This window comes from Campylobacter sp. IFREMER_LSEM_CL2127, from assembly GCF_025771745.1.
Lineage (GTDB): Bacteria > Campylobacterota > Campylobacteria > Campylobacterales > Campylobacteraceae > Campylobacter_D.
In genome coordinates, this window is the sequence record NZ_JAKMQV010000001.1 from 258,056 (window position 1) to 276,274 (window position 18,219).

Annotated in this window: 18 protein-coding genes; 3 read left to right on the forward strand and 15 right to left on the reverse strand. The window is 30.1% G+C overall.

Annotated elements, in window-relative coordinates:
• Window positions 1-46: 46 nt before the first annotated feature.
• Window positions 47-1,477, forward strand: a complete 1,431-nt coding sequence (gene glnA, locus L8V77_RS01360) for a type I glutamate--ammonia ligase (RefSeq protein WP_263663129.1) — start codon at window positions 47-49, stop codon at window positions 1,475-1,477.
• 28 nt (window positions 1,478-1,505) lie between these two features.
• Here glnA and purU read toward each other — a convergent pair whose 3' ends face one another.
• From purU to L8V77_RS01430, 14 genes are all read right to left on the reverse strand, one after another.
• The gene (purU, locus tag L8V77_RS01365; RefSeq protein WP_263678747.1) at window positions 1,506-2,333 is read right to left on the reverse strand and encodes a formyltetrahydrofolate deformylase; all 828 of its coding nucleotides are present in this window, start codon (window positions 2,331-2,333) and stop codon (window positions 1,506-1,508) included.
• A gap of 2 nt (window positions 2,334-2,335) precedes the next feature.
• On the reverse strand, window positions 2,336-3,439 hold the full coding sequence (locus tag L8V77_RS01370) for a CCA tRNA nucleotidyltransferase (RefSeq protein ID WP_263706346.1): 1,104 nt from the start codon (window positions 3,437-3,439) through the stop codon (window positions 2,336-2,338).
• Entirely contained in the window at window positions 3,408-3,845 is a 438-nt protein-coding gene (ciaD, locus tag L8V77_RS01375; protein ID WP_263706348.1) for an effector protein CiaD, read from the reverse strand. Before ciaD ends, L8V77_RS01370 begins: the two co-directional genes overlap by 32 nt.
• Entirely contained in the window at window positions 3,842-4,090 is a 249-nt protein-coding gene (locus L8V77_RS01380; protein ID WP_087699331.1) for a hypothetical protein, read from the reverse strand. Before L8V77_RS01380 ends, ciaD begins: the two co-directional genes overlap by 4 nt.
• 61 nt (window positions 4,091-4,151) lie before the next feature.
• Window positions 4,152-5,324 (reverse strand): MFS transporter, encoded by a 1,173-nt coding sequence (locus tag L8V77_RS01385; RefSeq protein WP_263706349.1) that lies wholly within the window; start codon window positions 5,322-5,324, stop codon window positions 4,152-4,154.
• Between the two features lie 2 nt (window positions 5,325-5,326).
• Complete coding sequence (locus tag L8V77_RS01390) at window positions 5,327-5,494, reverse strand: hypothetical protein (RefSeq protein ID WP_257396760.1); 168 nt, start codon at window positions 5,492-5,494, stop codon at window positions 5,327-5,329.
• 2 nt (window positions 5,495-5,496) lie between these two features.
• Window positions 5,497-5,832, reverse strand: coding sequence for a chaperone NapD (locus tag L8V77_RS01395; protein WP_263678753.1), 336 nt, complete (start codon window positions 5,830-5,832; stop codon window positions 5,497-5,499).
• Complete coding sequence (locus L8V77_RS01400; protein ID WP_263678754.1) at window positions 5,819-6,745, reverse strand: WD40 repeat domain-containing protein; 927 nt, start codon at window positions 6,743-6,745, stop codon at window positions 5,819-5,821. Before L8V77_RS01400 ends, L8V77_RS01395 begins: the two co-directional genes overlap by 14 nt.
• A gap of 4 nt (window positions 6,746-6,749) precedes the next feature.
• Window positions 6,750-7,268 carry a nitrate reductase cytochrome c-type subunit gene (locus L8V77_RS01405; protein WP_263663122.1) on the reverse strand — a complete coding sequence of 173 codons (519 nt, stop codon included), beginning with the start codon at window positions 7,266-7,268 and terminating at the stop codon, window positions 6,750-6,752.
• Complete coding sequence (gene napH / locus L8V77_RS01410) at window positions 7,258-8,049, reverse strand: quinol dehydrogenase ferredoxin subunit NapH (RefSeq protein WP_263682101.1); 792 nt, start codon at window positions 8,047-8,049, stop codon at window positions 7,258-7,260. The genes L8V77_RS01405 and napH overlap by 11 nt, the downstream gene beginning before the upstream one ends.
• Window positions 8,046-8,795 (reverse strand): ferredoxin-type protein NapG, encoded by a 750-nt coding sequence (gene napG, locus L8V77_RS01415; protein ID WP_263682100.1) that lies wholly within the window; start codon window positions 8,793-8,795, stop codon window positions 8,046-8,048. Before napG ends, napH begins: the two co-directional genes overlap by 4 nt.
• A gap of 2 nt (window positions 8,796-8,797) precedes the next feature.
• Window positions 8,798-11,572 carry a periplasmic nitrate reductase subunit alpha gene (napA, locus tag L8V77_RS01420; RefSeq protein ID WP_263663119.1) on the reverse strand — a complete coding sequence of 925 codons (2,775 nt, stop codon included), beginning with the start codon at window positions 11,570-11,572 and terminating at the stop codon, window positions 8,798-8,800.
• Window positions 11,573-11,741: 169 nt separating this feature from the next.
• Window positions 11,742-12,536, reverse strand: a complete 795-nt coding sequence (flgG, locus tag L8V77_RS01425) for a flagellar basal-body rod protein FlgG (protein WP_039626513.1) — start codon at window positions 12,534-12,536, stop codon at window positions 11,742-11,744.
• 17 nt (window positions 12,537-12,553) lie between these two features.
• Window positions 12,554-13,366, reverse strand: a complete 813-nt coding sequence (locus tag L8V77_RS01430; RefSeq protein ID WP_263706351.1) for a flagellar hook-basal body protein — start codon at window positions 13,364-13,366, stop codon at window positions 12,554-12,556.
• A 134-nt stretch (window positions 13,367-13,500) separates the two neighbouring features.
• Here L8V77_RS01430 and rpoD point away from each other — a divergent pair, with 134 nt between their 5' ends.
• On the forward strand, window positions 13,501-15,378 hold the full coding sequence (gene rpoD / locus L8V77_RS01435; protein ID WP_263706352.1) for an RNA polymerase sigma factor RpoD: 1,878 nt from the start codon (window positions 13,501-13,503) through the stop codon (window positions 15,376-15,378).
• A gap of 20 nt (window positions 15,379-15,398) precedes the next feature.
• Here the strand turns inward: rpoD and L8V77_RS01440 are convergent, their stop codons facing one another.
• Window positions 15,399-17,492 (reverse strand): RNA degradosome polyphosphate kinase, encoded by a 2,094-nt coding sequence (locus L8V77_RS01440; protein ID WP_263706353.1) that lies wholly within the window; start codon window positions 17,490-17,492, stop codon window positions 15,399-15,401.
• Window positions 17,493-17,719: 227 nt separating this feature from the next.
• Here L8V77_RS01440 and nrfH point away from each other — a divergent pair, with 227 nt between their 5' ends.
• Entirely contained in the window at window positions 17,720-18,214 is a 495-nt protein-coding gene (gene nrfH / locus L8V77_RS01445; RefSeq protein WP_012661729.1) for a cytochrome c nitrite reductase small subunit, read from the forward strand.
• The last annotated feature ends 5 nt before the right edge of the window (window positions 18,215-18,219 follow it).

Consider the following 18,219-nt stretch of genomic DNA (forward strand, 5'->3'; position numbering starts at 1 on the left):
CTACAATCTTAAAAAATAAATTAATACCTATTAAAAAGGAGAGGAAATGGGTAAGTTTGTAAATAACATTGGTGAGTTTTTTAGTTATTGTCAAGAACATGAAGTTTTATTTGTTGATTTTAGATTTACTGATATGATAGGCACTTGGCACCATATTACTTACAATATAAAAGCAATTGATGATAAAACTTTTGAAAATGGAATTCCTTTTGATGCAAGCTCTTTACACGGTTGGCAACCTATAGAAAAATCGGATATGATTTTAAAACCTGATGTAGAAAGCGCATTCTTAGATCCATTTACAGCAGATCCTACTATCATAGTAATTTGTGATGTATATGATATTTATAAAGATCAAATGTATGAAAAATGTCCAAGAAGTATTGCCAAAAAAGCAATGCAACACTTAAGTACAAGCAATATCGCCGATACAGCTTATTTTGGTCCTGAAAATGAATTTTTTATTTTTGATAATGTAAAAATAGTTGATTCTTCTCATTGTGCAAAATATGAAGTAGATACTGAAGAAGGTGAATGGAATGATAATAAAGATTTCACAGATAGTTACAATAGCGGACATCGCCCAAGAAATAAAGGCGGATATTTTCCTGTAAGTCCTATTGATTCTAGTGTAGATATTAGAGCTGAAATGGTGCAAGTTTTAGAAAGAGTGGGTTTAAAAACTTTCGTACATCACCATGAAGTAGCACAAGGACAAGCTGAGATTGGTGTAGAATTTGGAAATTTAGTTGAAGCTGCTGATAATGTACAAATTTACAAATATGTAGTAAAAATGGTAGCACATTTAAATGGAAAAACAGCAACCTTTATGCCAAAGCCACTCTATGGAGATAATGGAAGTGGTATGCATGTACATATGAGTCTTTGGAAAGATGGAGTAAATTTATTCTATGATAAAGAAGGCTATGGAAAATTAAGCGAATGTGCGATTAATTACATCGGTGGAATTTTAGCTAATGCAAGAAGTGTTGCCGCATTTACCAATCCTAGCTCAAATTCCTATAAAAGAATAGTTCCAGGTTTTGAAGCACCTTGCATTTTAACTTATTCTTGTCAAAATCGCTCTGCAAGTTGTCGCGTTCCTTATGGTATTAACGAAAAAAGCGCAAGAGTAGAAATTAGATTTCCTGATAGCACTTCTAATCCTTACTTGGCTTTTACAAGCTTGCTTATGGCAGGACTTGATGGTATTAAAAACAAAACCATACCGGTTGGCCCTATGGATGAAAATTTATTTGCACTAACCCTAGATGAGATTAGAGAAAAAGGTATAGAGCAATTACCTCACACTTTAAGAGGATCTTTAGAAGCACTCATTAGAAAAAATGCTTTCTTAAAACCTGTTATGAGTGATGTGTTTATTGATGATTATCAACATATGAAATTTGAAACCCAAGTATGGCCTGTAGAAGCTAGACCAACTGCATATGAGTTTAAAACTTGTTATTCTTGCTAATTTTTGATGCCTTTTTGGCATCAAAAATTTAAAACACTATCGTTTTATTTTCGTGTATAAAAATCCTATCATCAAACACTAAATCCAAAGCCTTAGAAAAAACATTTTTTTCCACATTACGTCCTGCTTGCTGCATAGCCTGCCAAGAATATTCATGAGTAACTGGTATAACATCTTGAGTGATAATTGGTCCCTCATCTAGGTTATTATTTACAAAATGTGCTGTTGCGCCTATAATCTTCACTCCTCTTTCATAAGCTTGCTTATAAGGATTAGCTCCTATAAATGCAGGTAAAAAAGAATGGTGGATATTAATAATCTTTCCTTCAAAATGCTCCACAAAAGATGGAGACAATATTCTCATATATTTTGCTAAAACAATATAATCAAACTCGTATTGTTTTAAACACTCTAGTAATTTTTCTTCATGCTCTTGCCTACTTAAATCCTGCGCTAAAATAGTATGAAAAGGTATGTTAAATTTATCTACTAAAGGTTTTAACACCTCATAATTTGCAATAACTGCTTTAATATTTGCGTTAAATTCCCCACTAAATTGGCGGATAAGTAATTCGCCCAAACAATGAGTTTCTTTGGTAGCTAAAACAATAATATCTTTTTTTCTCTTTGGTGTAATTTCAATTTGTGCATTATCAGGAAGCATAGCTTCAAGCGTTCCCTTAAAAGCTTTTATATCAAGATCACCTTCTAAATGCGCCCTAAAGAAGAAACGATTTTCTCCAACAAATTCATCATTTTTTATAATGTTGATTCTATATTTAAAAATAACATCTGAAATTCTATAAATCAATCCTTTTTCATCACTACTTGAAATTTTTAAAATATATTCATTCATTTTTACTCCTTTATATAGTTTTTTAATTCTTGTAATCTTCTTTTTTCAAGCTCAACCCCAAGCTCTTTCCCACTAAATCCTTCCTTTAGTAAATCATTTGCACTTATTTTACTTTCAAAAGCATGATGATATAAATTTAATTTCTTTGCTTGTGTTATACGCTCATTATCCCAAAGCCCAAGCCATTTACAAAGTGGCATTTTCAAAGCAATTTTAGCTAAATTAAAATCATCAATTTTACCTAAAATAAACTCTTGTTCACATTTTTTTAATAGTTCTTTTTTTAATTTTGTTTTATTGAAAAATTCCTCTTTATTTATATGAAAAAAATTCAAATACAAATATAAATACAAAGCCTCATCATAAATTAATTTTTGACTACGCTCTAAAAGTCTTTCAAATTCTTCATTACAGCTTTGATAAAAAAATATTTTTTCTTCTAAATTTAAAATTTTAAAATACTCATAAGCTTTATTTAGTCTTGAAGTTTTAAAAATTTTGTAAAGTTCATTATTAATACGCTCTTTAGATAAATCACTTATATCCATAGTTTGCATTAATTTTAAACTTTCTTTTGCAATTGTTAAATCAAACCTGCATGCAAAAGAAATTCCACGAAGCACTCTTAAACTATCTTCAACAAAACTTATATCATCAATATGTCTTATAATCTTTGCTTGTAAATCTTGCAAACCATTAAAAAAATCTAAAAACTTAAAATCAAAAATATTTACCATCAATGCATTAATGGTAAAATCCCTTCTTTTAGCTCCTTCTTGTTCATCATTACAAACTTTAACTTCAAAACCTCTATGACCTGTAGAAATTTTATTTTCATAACGTGCTAGAGCTAAATCAAATTTTTTGTATTTATATACAAAAAAACTTCTTCCTACTCCATTTGCACCAAGTTTTTGCATAAGCTCATCAAAAAACTTAGGCTCAATATCATAAATTTCTATATCATAATCATCACTAGATAAATCTAAAAAAGAATTCCTTACACAACCACCTACTAAATAAGCTCTTTGAGTGTAAGGTTTAAGTATATTTTTAATTCTTAAAAAATCATGATCATTTTTTAAGTCTATCTTCAATCTTTGCAAGTAAAAACTCTAAAAAAGTAATTGTTATATCTAGTCTTTTTTCTATATGCTCATCTTTAGTATTTTTTAATCCTTCAAATAAAACCAAAATACGCTCTCTGATATTTTTTAAGAAAAATTCTTCATTATTTATAATACTTTCTTCTTTTTCCTCTAAAGCTTCAACTTTAATAGCCATAGCTTGCTTATCTTCTTTAACTTTTACTTCTAAATCATCTAATTCTTGGATCAATTCTTGTGCAACTTGATTAATCTCTTTTTTTATTTCATCTTCTTGGATATTAATATTTTTTTCTTGAGTAATTTCCTCTACCATAGGAGTAAATTCATCATTTTTACTTTTTTTATTATCTAACTCTGAATTAACTTCACTTATGGCCATTTTTGCTAAATCTTCTATATTCATAGTTTTATTAACCACCTTTTAAATTCATTAACTTCTTCTTCGCTTTTCATATTAACAAAAAAATCAAGCATATCATAATTTAAATCTTCATGATTAGAACGCAAACCACTTAAACGCCTTATAGCATCAATAGCATTTTTATTTTGCGGATCTTGCTTTAATATATTTTTATAAATCTCCAAAGCTTCATCTTTTAAACCTTGTGCTTCATAAATAGAGGCTTCTGTTACTGTATATCGCATTATCAACTCACAAAAAATAAAATGTCAAAATTCTAACAAAAAAGACTTTAATTTATTTTAATTTTTACTTAATCACAGGAGCTTTATATGCTAAAAATACAAAAATATTAAGTATTATAGCTACTGTAATAAGCATGATAAAGCCTAAAGTAAAATTTCCAAAACTATCATGGAGCATACCTATAATCCAAGGTGCTTGAGCTGCTATTAAATACCCTATGCCTTGTGACATGGCAGAAAGTTTAGCTGCTATAAAAGAAGTTGAACTTTTTATAGCAATAAACAATAATGAAATTGTAAAAACCCCACTAGATGCAAAACCTAAGAAAATAGCTGCTAATAACAATACTAATTTTACATCACAAAAAAACACCAAAATAAAACTTAAAACATATAAAAAACCCAATGTTATAATAACAAAACCCTTAGCATGAGCTCTTAGTTTTCCTAAAACAATAGGTAATAAAAACGCCACAGGCATACCTATGATTTGAGAAAGTAATAAAACATTAGAACCAAAATCAATTCCAAAACCTTTTTCACTTATCATCACACTAAGCCAAGCAAAAAGACTATAAGATAAAAAACTTTGCAGTCCCATTACAATAGTAACTTTCCAAGCTGTTAAATTCAAAAAAAGATTTATTTTATTGATGTTTTTCTTCTTAGGACGCAATAATCTTTTGTTTTTCAAATGTGGAAAATAAAAAATCAAAGCAATCAAAGCTAAAACAACCCAAAAAAACATAGCTTGAGGCACTTCAAAAATTTTAAGCAAAGGAAGCGATAAGGCCACTCCAGCAATTGAAGATAAACCTATAATTGATCCATATAAGCCCATAATTTTATAAGCATTTTTTGCAAATTTTTCTTTTACAAAAGAAGGTAATAAAACATTAGCTATTGCAATGCCTGCCCCAATTAGAAAAACCCCAGAAAATAAACCTATATTACCCCCATAACTTCTAATAAACTCTCCAAAAACAATTAAACACAAAGCAAAAAACAAAGCTTTAATTTGCGAAAAATACGCCACGAAAAAAGATATAAGCCCAAAGGCTATCAAAGGTAAAGTTGTAAGCATTCCTGCTAGGGCTGAATTTATCTTATAATATTCTTGAATGTATTCTATCATAGGACCTATAGAGGTTATAGGTGCTCTTAAATTTAAAGCAAGGGTAATTACAACTAAAATATTAATCCAAAAGAATTTTTTATATGAAATTTGTGTATACATGATTATTTTTGATTTAATATATTTTCAAGGTATTTTTGTTTATCTTGCTTAATATTTTTTTGCTCTATTTGCTTTTGTTGTTTTACTACTTCATTTTCCTTAGAAAAATAAAAATGATCAATAATAAAAACAGAAGAAATGATAAAAATCAAAGGAATCAAAAAAACCATAATCAATACTTTCTAAAGACATTGCCATAGTATTCTATATTATCTTTTTTTAAATTCTCATCAAAAACATTTGCCTCAAAATTTGCTTTTAAAATTTTTTCTCTTTCTTCGTCTAAATCCTGATAAGAAAAAACCATATTAATACTCACTACCCCATCAAGCTGTTCTAATTGTTTATATGCTTTTAACTCATCATCTAAATTTTCACTTTCTATTACTACTATAATTTTTTCATCCTGAGCTAATTCCACACTACAACAAGGTGTTTTTTGAATTTGCTCTTTGAGTTTTTCTACTTTTTCTTCTTTAGTTAAAATCAACACACTAGAAAGATTCATCTATACTCCAAAATATAATTTTATCTTCATAACCTGCACTAATAAGCTCATGTTCATTTAAAAATATAAGATATTCTAGCAAAAAATCTTTATTTTGGAATCTTTTTATTGTTTTTAGGTTTTTAGTATTTACAAGTTCTATAATATTTTTTTCATTATCTCCAAAAGCCGCTATAGAACCATTTTCATTTAAAGCACAAGTATAAATCAAAAAATCTCTTTCTATATTTTTTTCTTGATCATTTTGCACTATGCCCAATTTTCTATCAGTACTACAGCTTGCAATAATTGTGTTTTTAAAATCAAGTTGATAAATATTATCCTTGTGAATATTCTTATAACTTTTTATTTTTTGCCATTTCTTCACATCAAAAAGCATTAGCTCGCCACTTTCAAAACCTGCCACTAATTGAGTTTTAGTTTCATTTAAAACCACATCACTTAAGCTTGAACTAGAAAAAGTAAAATTTTTTACAACGCTTTTTGTTTTTAGATCAAAAAGCTCTATATTAGAACCTAGCAAGGCTAATAAAATAGTATTATCATCTAAAAACAAAGCTTTTTTTGCTCCATCATTAGCTAAATCATAGCTTAAAAGTTGTTTATTTTTATAAACATATAATTTTTTACTTCCAAAATCACCTTCACTTAAAATCAAAATAGCCCCATTTAAGTAATCAATGCTATAAATTCTGGGGCTAAGATTTTCTTCGTAAAAATTTTTAATCTTATCTAGCTGAGTGATTTTTTGCATTTTTTTATCTTTAAGGAAATATTGTTTTATCTCTCCATTATCAAGTCCTATAAGCAAACTATTATCAGCAAGCTTTAAAGCGTTTAAATTTGAATCAAGCTTAAGCTCATAACTCAATGCATAAATACTCATTAGTAAGATTAAAAACATTTTTTTCATAATTTTATTTTACACCTTCATTTAAAACATCTAAAAGATTAGATTTTTTCTTTGATTCTTCGCTTTTAAATTTTGCTTCAAAGCTATTTCCTACCAAAGGTTTAGCATCACTTTGTGGCACATGACATTGTGTACAATTAAATCTTGCATCACTTATCATATCTTTAGTAGATTTGTTTTTTCTTAAATCAAAATAATGACTACTTGGAAGTGGCGTAGCTCCAACATCTTTAGCAATAGTCTTATCATGACAACTTAAGCAAATATTATTATCTTTAGTAATTGGAAGCATATCCTCTAAAGTGTGCGGGATTAATGGCGGAGCATTTTCAAACGATCTTTCAATCAAAACAGACTCACCAGCCACTGCTTGAGAATATTTTGCATCCAATAATTCTACATTTTCACTTTCTAAACTTGTTTTTCTTAAACCTATATCTTTTGAATCAACACTTTTAACAGCAAGCCCACAAGCACTTATTAAAACAGCTGCTGCTAAGGATAAAAAGATTTTATTTTTCATTTTCTCTCCTTAAATTTATTATACTAAAACCTAAAGCATCATCACCGCAAATATCAATACATTTTCCACATCTTATACATTCACCTGATTTTACATCTTGATTTTCTTTACCTATCATCCAAAGCACTTGTTTTTCAGGGCACACTCCAAGACATTTATAACACTTAGTGCATTTTTGTAAGTTATATCTTACTTTTAACAATGAAAAATACGAACTTAAAGCCCAAAAAGCCCCTAAAGGACAAAAATGCGAACAAGTAAATCTTGGACTAAAAAATGTATCTATACAAAAAATGATCAAAGCCATAAAAAGCCAAGAAACACCACCGAAAATAATCCCTCTTTGGATTATTCCTATATAAGAAAATTCCTCAAAAACAGGAAAAGAAAAAAGAAAAGAAAAAATCAAAACAAAAGCTAAAACATAATAACGCAAATTTTTATTTACATTAAAAACTCTTGCTTGATTAAAACCTAATTTATTTCTAATAAAATAAGCAAAATCAGTAATGATATTGACAGGACAAACCCAAGCACAAAACGCTCTTCCAGCAAAAATAGCATAAAACAAAAATACTATCAAAGCACCACTTAAAGCCATTAAATCTACTTGCAAACTTGCTAAAGCAAGTTGAATAAATGCAAAAGGATCACTTAGTGGCACCGAAGAAAATAAAACCGAAGAGCTTAAATTTCCTTTTAATATAAAATTAAATACACCAAAAGAAAAAAAAGTTAAAATAGACAATTGCATTACCCTTCTTAAAATAAGATATTTCATAGCAATTCTCCATCATTAAGATAATCTTTAGCCTTATTTTTATTGAAATTTTTATCTGTGTTTACATCTTGCAAACGCTTTTCATCTTTTTCATCCCAACCTTTGATGTAATTATCCCCAGCTTTTCCTAAAACAAATTCTCTAGGTAAAACTTTAATGGCTGCTTTTTGTGTTATACAAGCTTTTTCACAAATCCCACATCCAACACACACTTCATGATCTACCACAGGTAGTAAAAATGCATGCTTTGCTGTTCTTTCATTGCGTTTTGTTTCAAGTTTTAATGCTTTATCCATTAAAGGACAAGCTCTATAACAAGCATCACATTGAATTCCCCAATAAGCAACACAACTTGCACTATCAATTATAGCTATACCCATTTTTGTTTTATAAATTCCATTATTTTGCTCTAGATATTTATGATCTAGCGCATTTGTAGGACAATCTCTTATACAAGGTATATCCTCACATAACCTGCAAGGATTTTCTCTTGCTACAAAAAAAGGCGTACCATTTTTAGCACTATTTTCTAAATTTGCTAACTTTAAAACATCATAAGGACAGGCTTTTACACAAAGTCCGCATCGTATACATTTTGATAAAAATTCTTTTTCATCATCTGCCCCAGGAGGTCTTAAAAAATACTCCTGATTTGAGCTAAATGCTAAACTTGCTAAAAATGCACTTCCGCTTCCTATGCATAAAAGCTTAAAAGCAAAGGCTAAAAATTCTCTTCTATTTTTCATTTTTATGCTTTAGTAATTTTTACGGCACATTTTTTGAAATCTGTTTGATTAGACAACGGACAAGTTGCATCTAGTGTAACTTTGTTTATATATACATTCTCATCAAACCAAGGCACATACACAAGGCCTTTAGAAGGTTTATTTCTACCACGAAAATCTACTCTAGCTTTTACTTTACCACGACGTGATTCTACCCATACGATATCACCTTGATTAATTTTCATAGCCTTAGCATCATCTTCATTCATATAACAAAGTGCTTCAGGTACTGCACGGAAAAGCTCAGGAACTCTCATAGTCATAGTTCCACTATGCCAATGCTCTAAAACCCTACCAGTACATAACCAGAATGGATATTCTTCGCTTGGTTTTTCAGGTGCTTTCATAAATGGTCTAAAGAAAATTTTTACTTTGTTTTTTAAACTGTATTTTTCTTTAGTTTGTGGAGCTAGTAAATCTCCTTTTGGTAATTCTTTAGCAAAATCACCATAAAACGCAAAGTCTGAATTTGGAGCAGCTTTTTTAGCATAATAGTCAAATTTAGTATTAAATCTCCATTGGGTTTCTTTACCATTTACCACAGGCCATCTTAAACCTCTTACTTTATGATAAGTATCAAAATCAGCTAAATCATGTCCATGACCTAAACCAAATTTGCGGTATTCTTCCCATAGATATTTTTGTACAAAAAATCCATAACCTTCAAATTCTTTACCATCACTACCTATAACTTTTCTCTCATCACCAAATACTTCAGAATTATCAAATCCTTTTGCAATATTATCTTTAGCTTTAAAAGATTTTGCTTCTTTATTAGCAAATAATACATCATATAAAGTATCATCTTCGCTATAACCCATAGCTTTAGCTTCTTCTAAAACACTTGGCAAGGTAAGCTTATCATTTACCTTAGTTTCGCCCCAAACTTCTTTTAATTTAAAGCGTTTTGCAAATTCCATGATTTGCCAAGTATCACTCATAGCTTCACCTACAGGCAGCACTTGTTGCTTCCAGTGTTGAGTTCTTCTTTCAGCATTACCATAAGCACCCCATTTTTCATAAATCATAGCACTTGGTAAAATTAAATCTGCCACCTTAGCACTAATTCCTGGGTAACAATCACTCACAACGATAAAATTATCCATTTCTCTAGCCGCTGCTATCCAGTGATTTGCATTAGCTGTATTTTGCCAAGGATTATTTACTTGCACCCAAGCAAATTTGATATTTCCATCTTCTAAATCTCTCATGATTTTTAAGTATGGAGCACCTGGTTTAGGATTGATTGTTTTTGCAGGAACTTTCCAAATTTTTTCACTAATTTCTCTGTGTTTAGGATTTGCAACCACCATATCAGCAGGTAAACGATGCGAAAAAGTCCCTACTTCTCTTGCAGTTCCACAAGCACTTGGTTGTCCTGTTAATGAAAACGCACCACTTCCTGGCTTAGCTTGTTTACCAAGTAAAAAATGCACCATATAAGCTTGCTCATTTACCCAAGTACCTCTTGTGTGTTGATTAAAGCCCATAGTCCAAAAGCTTACAACTTTTCTATTTTTTTCTATATATAAATTTGCTAATTCTTGAAGTTTTTTCTTAAATTCTTCTATGCTTTCATCTTCATTACCCTTAGCAACTTTAGCAACATAATCAAGTGTATAAGGCTCTAAAGCTTTTTTGAAATCTTCAAATGAAATTTCCCAATGCGCATCAGGAGCATTTTGGTGTTTCATTTCAAATTTATCGCCTGCTTTTACACCCAAATAAGCCAAAGATACTGCTTCTTCTTCATCTACAATAATAGCATTTTGTTTTGCTACGGTATCTTTTTCACTTGCTTTAAATTTAGGATGGTTTGGATTATTTCTCATTCCATAACCAATATCAGCATAACCTGTTGTAAAAATACAATGTTTTTCAATAAATTCTTTATCCATAGCTTCAGGATGATTATAAACAATCTCTCTAGCGATATAATTCCAAATAGCTAAATCAGTATTTGGTTTGAAAATGATTTCAGTATCTGCTATATGAGAAGTTCTATTAGAAAAAGTAGATAAATTTACGATTTTAACTTTATCTAAATTACTTAATTTTCTATCACTTACCCTTGACCATAAAATCGGATGCATTTCTGCCATATTTGCACCCCAAGTAATAATAGTATCAGTAAGCTCTATATCATCATAACAACCAGAAGGCTCATCAACCCCAAAAGTTTGCATAAAACCAACAACAGCACTAGCCATACAATGACGTGCATTTGGGTCTATATTATTTGATCTAAAACCAGCTTTTACTAATTTTGCAGCAGCATATCCTTCTTGTATAGTATATTGACCACTTGCAAAAATTCCAATCCCCTCAACACCTTTTTCTTTGTAGGCTTTTTTGAATTGTTTTTCCATTTCATCAAAAGCTCTTTGCCAAGAAACTTGTTGAAATTTTCCTTTTTTATCAAACTCACCTTTTGCATTTACACGAAGTAAAGGTGTTACTAAGCGATCTTCTCCATACATAATTTTTGCATTAAAATAACCTTTAATACAATTTAATCCACGATTTACCGGAGCTGCTGGGTCTCCTTTTACAGCGACAATTTTACCATCTAAACTTGCAACTAAAATTCCACAGCCTGTACCACAAAATCTACAAACAGCCTTATCCCAACGCCATTTATTCTCAGTATTTGCAAGTACACTACTTGGAACACTAAGGCCTGCAACACCACAAGCACTAGCAATAGCGGTATTTTTAATGAAGTCCCTTCTGTTCATTATATCCCTCGTTATTGTTTATTTATGTATATAAAGAATACATAAATAAAATATTACTATGATTAGTTTAAATTTAAATTATAATAGAGAATATTTTACAAGTATTTATAAATAGGAGTTTTTTAGTATTTTTTAATATTTTTTGCATATTATAAAACGCTAGTTAATTCTAGCGTTTTAATTGATTTACAATTCCAAGCATATCATCACTTGTAGTAATAGCTTTTGAGCCAGCTTCATAAGCTCTTTGCCCTGTGATAAGATCTGTCATTTCTTCTACAAGCTGAACATTACTAAGCTCTACAAAGCCATGTTTGATTACAGAAAATCCATTCTCTCCAGCTATACCTGCAATAGGCGCTCCACTTGCATCAGTTTCTACCAAAAGATTATCCCCTAAAGCATGTAAACCTGCGGGATTAATAAAATTAACAAGTTCAATTTGACCTATTTGAGTTTCTGCTGTATTTCCTGGTTGCATAACAGAAACTGTTCCATCGCTTGCTACGTTAATAGCTGTAGCATCTTCAGGTATAGTCATTTCCGGCAAAAGTCTATAACCATCTGAATTTACTATATTTCCTTCAGCATCTTTAGTAAATTGACCATTTCTAGTATAAGCTATAGTTCCATCAGGCATTTGAATTTGAAAAAAGCCATTATTACCAGCAATTGCCATATCAAGACCTGAAGTTGATGTTTGTTTTAAACTACCTTCACTAAAAATTTTACTCACAGCTGTCACTCTTGAGCCAAGACCCACTTCTATACCACTTGGGTGTTTTGTGGTACTTGAGGTTGAAGTACCTGCGTATTTCATCGTTTGATACATCAAATCTGCAAATTCTGCACGCGATTTTTTATAACCTACTGTATTAACATTTGAAATATTATTTGACGTTACATCAATTTGTGTTTGTTGTGATACCATCCCTGATGCTGCTGTATATAATGATCTTAACATTTTACCTATCCTTAGTTTTATTTAGTACTTGCTAATTTGTTAATAGCTTCTTGATTTAAATCATCCATATGAGATGTCATAACTTTTTGATACATCTCAACCATTCTATTTGCTTCGATTAATCCTACCATTTCTGTAACTGGATTAACATTTGATCCTTGAGTAAAACCTTGCTTAATGGCATTTGAATTTGGCAAATCTCTAATTTTGTTTAAATTATCGATTTTATACATATTATCGCCATCTTTTTGCAAATCTCTTAAGTCATCAACTTGCGCTACGAATAATCTTGCTATATCTTGATTAGACGCACTGATGATTCCATTTTTATCCACATTAATAAAAGAAGTAGAATCTCCTATGCGTATACCATCATTTTCAGGATTGTTAAAATAATCACTGCTTAAAACTCTATACCCTTGACGATTTACCAAATAACCCTCATCATCAAGCTGGAAATTTCCATCTTGGCTTAATCTTACTTCGCCATTATTTGTTTTAATTAAGTAAAAAGTATCTTCACGAGTAAGAGCTAAATCCAAAGGATTATGCGTCATTTTCATAGAGCCTACGCTAAAATTTGTATAGACGTGATTAACTTGTGGAACTCTATCTATAGTTGTATTTGCAAATCTTGCAGCATCTCTTGTGTGATTTTGTATAGGCAACTCATCTTGAGTTTCTTTAAAAATCCTTTTAAAATCTGCAATAACAACATTATCTCTTTTATAGCCACTTGTATTTACATTTGCTAGGTTATTAGTTACAACATCTAAGCGATTAAACTGCGTAACCATAGCACCAGTGGCTTGATAATACCCATTTTGCATTGTTTTTCCTAACTAAAATCTTAATTTTTCACTAACAAAGCAAAAGCTGTTCCAAAATGTTTTTATTTGTTTTTAATTAATTTTTAGGCATAATATTTAGTTTTACACTCATTACTTAAATACAAGGGGTATCCATGGCTAATGAAACTAATGTTTTAGAAGAACTTTTCAAAGAAAATTCTAAAGATTATATCACATATGAAAAACTTGTCAAGTATTTTGCAAAGCTTCCAAACGCAACAAGTGCAAAAAAAATCCGTGATCTAATGGATAAATATAAAGTAGAATTAATCTCTTCAGCTGAAATTGCCAAAAAAAGAAATTTAGAAGAAGCAAAAAAGCTACAAGAGGAAAAACAAAAATTACAAGATACAAGTTTGGAAAATGAATTTGATTTAGCCAATGAAAATGATTTACTCGAGTGGAGCAGATCAGACTCTCCTGTAAGAATGTATTTAAGAGAAATGGGACAAATTGCTCTTTTAAACAAAGATGAAGAAATTGAAATTTCTAAAAAGATTGAGCTAGGCGAAGACATTATCATCGATGCTTTTTGTTCTGTGCCTTATTTGATAGATTTTATACTTGATTATAAAGAACCTTTAATCAATAGAGAAAGAAGAGTAAAAGAGCTTTTTAAAAGCTTTGAAGATGATGATAAAAGTGATGATGATAAAAGTGATGATGAAATAGACTCTGAAGAGGAAAATGAAAACGAGGAAAATGAAAACTCAAGTGAAAAAAAACCCAAAAAAGTAAGTAAAAAAGAAGACGAAAGAACTTTAAAAGTCATAGAAAGCTTTAAAGCATTAGAAAAAGCAAAAAAAGAATGGTTAAAAACTATATCTACTATTAATGCAGAAAAAAATGATGATGAACTATTAGATAAACTCATAATTGCTTTTAAGAAAAATATACTAAAAGAAAAACTAATGGATCTAGGTCCAACATCAAAACTTATTTCTGAAATAGTAAAATCTATGGAAACAGCATTAAAAAGTGATGAGGAATTTGACAAAGAATTAAAACGCTTAGAATATCGCTTACCGATGTTTTCAGAAGAATTAAAACAAAGACACCAAGATATTTTAAAAGATATTACCAAACTTAGCAAAGAAGAAATAGCCGAGCGTGCTTTAGAAACTACCATGGTAAGCACTTATATGGAGATTAAAAAACTCATTCAAACCAAAGAAGCTAGTCAAAATTCTTTTGATTTAGAAAAAGATCAATTAAAAGAAATTCTAGAGCAAATCAAACGCGGTAAAAAAATATCTGATGAGGCTAAAACCAGAATGGCAAAATCAAATTTACGCTTGGTTGTAAGTATTGCTAAAAGATATACTAACCGCGGATTACCATTTTTAGATTTAATCCAAGAGGGCAATATAGGCTTAATGAAAGCGGTAGATAAATTTGAATATAAACGCGGTTATAAATTTTCAACCTATGCAACTTGGTGGATTAGACAAGCCATTTCAAGAGCAATTGCCGATCAAGCAAGAACGATTAGAATTCCTATTCATATGATAGAAACTATTAATCAAATCAATAAAATCATTCGTGAATATTTACAAAAAGAAGGTAAAGAACCTGATGTAAGCATTATTGCTAAAGAAGTAGGACTTAGCGTAGATAAAGTAAAACAAGTGATTAAAATCACTAAAGAACCAATTTCTCTAGAAGCACCTATTAGCAATGAAGATGATGGTAAATTTGGAGATTTTGTAGAAGATAGAACTTCAATTTCACCTATGGATCACATCTTAAAAGATGATTTAAAAGAACAAATTGATGAAGTTTTAGATCAGCTTAATGACAGAGAAAAAGCTGTTATTAGAATGCGTTTTGGTTTAATGGATGATGAAAGTGATAGAACCTTAGAAGAAATCGGCAAAGAACTAAATGTCACAAGAGAAAGGGTAAGACAAATAGAAAGCTCAGCCATAAAAAAACTCAAACACCCAAAAGTTGGTAGAAAACTTAAAAATTACATAGAAGGTTGGAAATAATCCTTGCTAAAAAGCAAGGATTAGCTATCCCTAAAAAGTTTCGTTGCTAAATGCGCTGCTCTACTATGATCAGTATCTTTTTTCAAGGTATTAAAAATTCTACTAATATATTCTTCTAAGATTTGTTGAGAATTATTAATTTTTTCTGCTTCATTTAAAGTAATCTTACGATATCTTCCTTCGCTATCTAACTCATAAGCCAAATCATTATCGCTTAATTGTAATTTTAAAATTTGAGCTAACTTTGCACGCGAATGCTCATCAAAAATAGGAGTCATTAATTCTAGTCTTCTTTCTAAATTTCTTGGCATCCAATCAGCACTTGAAATAAAATAATTTGGCTCAGTGTGTTTAAAATATAAAATTCTAGCATGTTCTAAATATTTTCCCACTATACTTCTAACTTTTATATTTTCACTATACCCTTTTACCCCAGGTCTTAAACAACAAATTCCACGTACAATAAGATCTATTTTAACACCCTTATTTGAAGCATCATATAAAGCTTTAATCACATCACCATCTACTAAAGCATTCATTTTAGCTATGATTACTCCATCTTTTCCATGATTTGCTTCAGTAGCTATCATATCTAAAATTCTTTCTTTGATTTGCTTTGGACTCATTGATAAAGTCTTTAAACGACGGCTTTTGCTATATCCTGAAAGTATATGAAAAAAAGTTGTAGTATCTTGAGAGTATTCTTCTTTAGAAGTAAAATAACTCACATCAGTATAAATTTTAGCTGAACTTGCATTATAATTGCCTGTACTTAAATGATTATAAATTTTTAATTTATCCCCTTCTTTTCTAATCACTTGGGCTACTTTTGCATGCACTTTAAAACCAGTGATTCCATACACCACATGAGCCCCTGCATTTTCTAATGATTTTGCCCAGTGCAAATTATTTTCCTCATCAAAGCGTGCTTTTAATTCCACCATTACTGTAACTTGCTTGCCATCACTGGCTGCATCAATTAAAGCTTGGACTATGTTTGAATTTTTTTCTACCCTATAAAGAGTCATTCTTATAGAAACAACCTTAGGATCTTTACTTGCTTCTTTGATAAATTGATACACAGGCTCAAAACTTTCATAAGGCTGTATAGCCAATATATCTTGTTTATCAATTGCACTAAAAATAGACACATTATCTCCAAAAGGCGGTAAAATCTTTGGTGTATATACAGGGCTTAGTAAGTGTGTAAATTCTTTATTAGAAATGATTTGCCACAATGATGGTAAATTTAAAAGTATGCTGTATTCGTAAATGTCTTTATGAAAAATATTCATATGAGAGCTTAAAAATTCGATCAACTGCTCATCTGCGCCTTTTTCTATTTGTAAGCGTATAAAAGCACCTTTTCTACGAAGCTTTAAACCCTGCTCCAAAATCAACATAAAATCATCAGCCTCTTCTTCTTCTATTTCCATATCTGCATTTCTAGTTACCCTAAAAGCAGCAGAAGATAAAAGCTTATAACCAGGAAAAATATGCTCTGTATGATGACGTACTATACTTTCTATAGGCACATAAATATTCGAACTTACTTGATAAAATCTTGGTAAAACCCTAGGTATGCGTATCATACCAAATTTTAAAAGTTCAGGATGCATAGGATCGCAAAGTTTTACCGCTAAAGAAAACGAAAGATTGTTTAAATGCGGAAAAGGATGAGTTGCATCAACCGCAATAGGCACTATTACAGGAAAAATATTAGAGAAAAAATGCTCATTACATTGTTGTTTTAAATCCTCATCAAGTTCTTCATATAAACGAATAAACAAATTTTCTTTTTCTAAATCTTGAGTTATTTTAGTAAAATACTGCTCTACTACATATTTTTCTTCATGTAAATAATTTCTAATAGCTTTAAGCTGTGCAAGTGGGGTCATTTCATCATTACTTGCTGTGCTTATTCCTGCTATAAAAAGCTGTTTTAATCCAGCCACTCTTATCATATAAAACTCATCTAAATTTGTACAATATATAGCTATAAATTTAAGTTTTTCAAGCAAAGGAAGATCTTTGGAACATTGATCTAAAACACGGGAGTTAAATGCAAGCCAAGAAAGTTCTCTATTAATATACATTGATGGTTGAATTTGCATAATACACCTGCCTTATTTTCTAGTATGTAATATTTTAGTATTTCTTTTATTAAAATTTATTTTATTTTTATAATAGTAAATAAAATTATATAAAAAAATAATACTTTTTTTCTCTTATTAAAAAAATAATAAATGATTAATAAATTTATATTTACTTTTTAGGTTTTATAATGCAATATAATTATACTTAAGTTCTTGTAACTTAAACTTCATTCAAAGGAGAGACTTTGAAAAAAGCAAACTCAAAACTTTTTGCTGTTTTCCTCTTCTTGCTTGTAATTTTAGCAGGAGTTGGAATGTATACTTTCCATAATGCTAAAGGCACTTCTTATTTTAGCGATGCCAGTGAAAGCTGTAATAATTGTCATATTATGAACGAAGTTTATAATGATTATTTAAAAGCTTCACACTCTAAAGAAGTTGATGGTAAACCAAGAGCAACCTGTAATGATTGTCATTTACCACATAGCTTTTTTGAAAAATGGATTGCTAAAGCTCAAAGTGGTTTAGGACATGCTTATGCATTTACTTTTAAACTTGATTCTTTACCTACACATTTAAGTGCAAATGCAAAAAGTAAAGAAATAGTCCAAAATAACTGCATAGAATGTCATAAAGAAATTGCGAGCAACACTATCAACCCTACTCTAGATCCACATAAAGATAATTCCTTAAGTTGTGTATCTTGTCACCAAGGTGTTGGCCATAAGAGAGGATTTTAAATGAA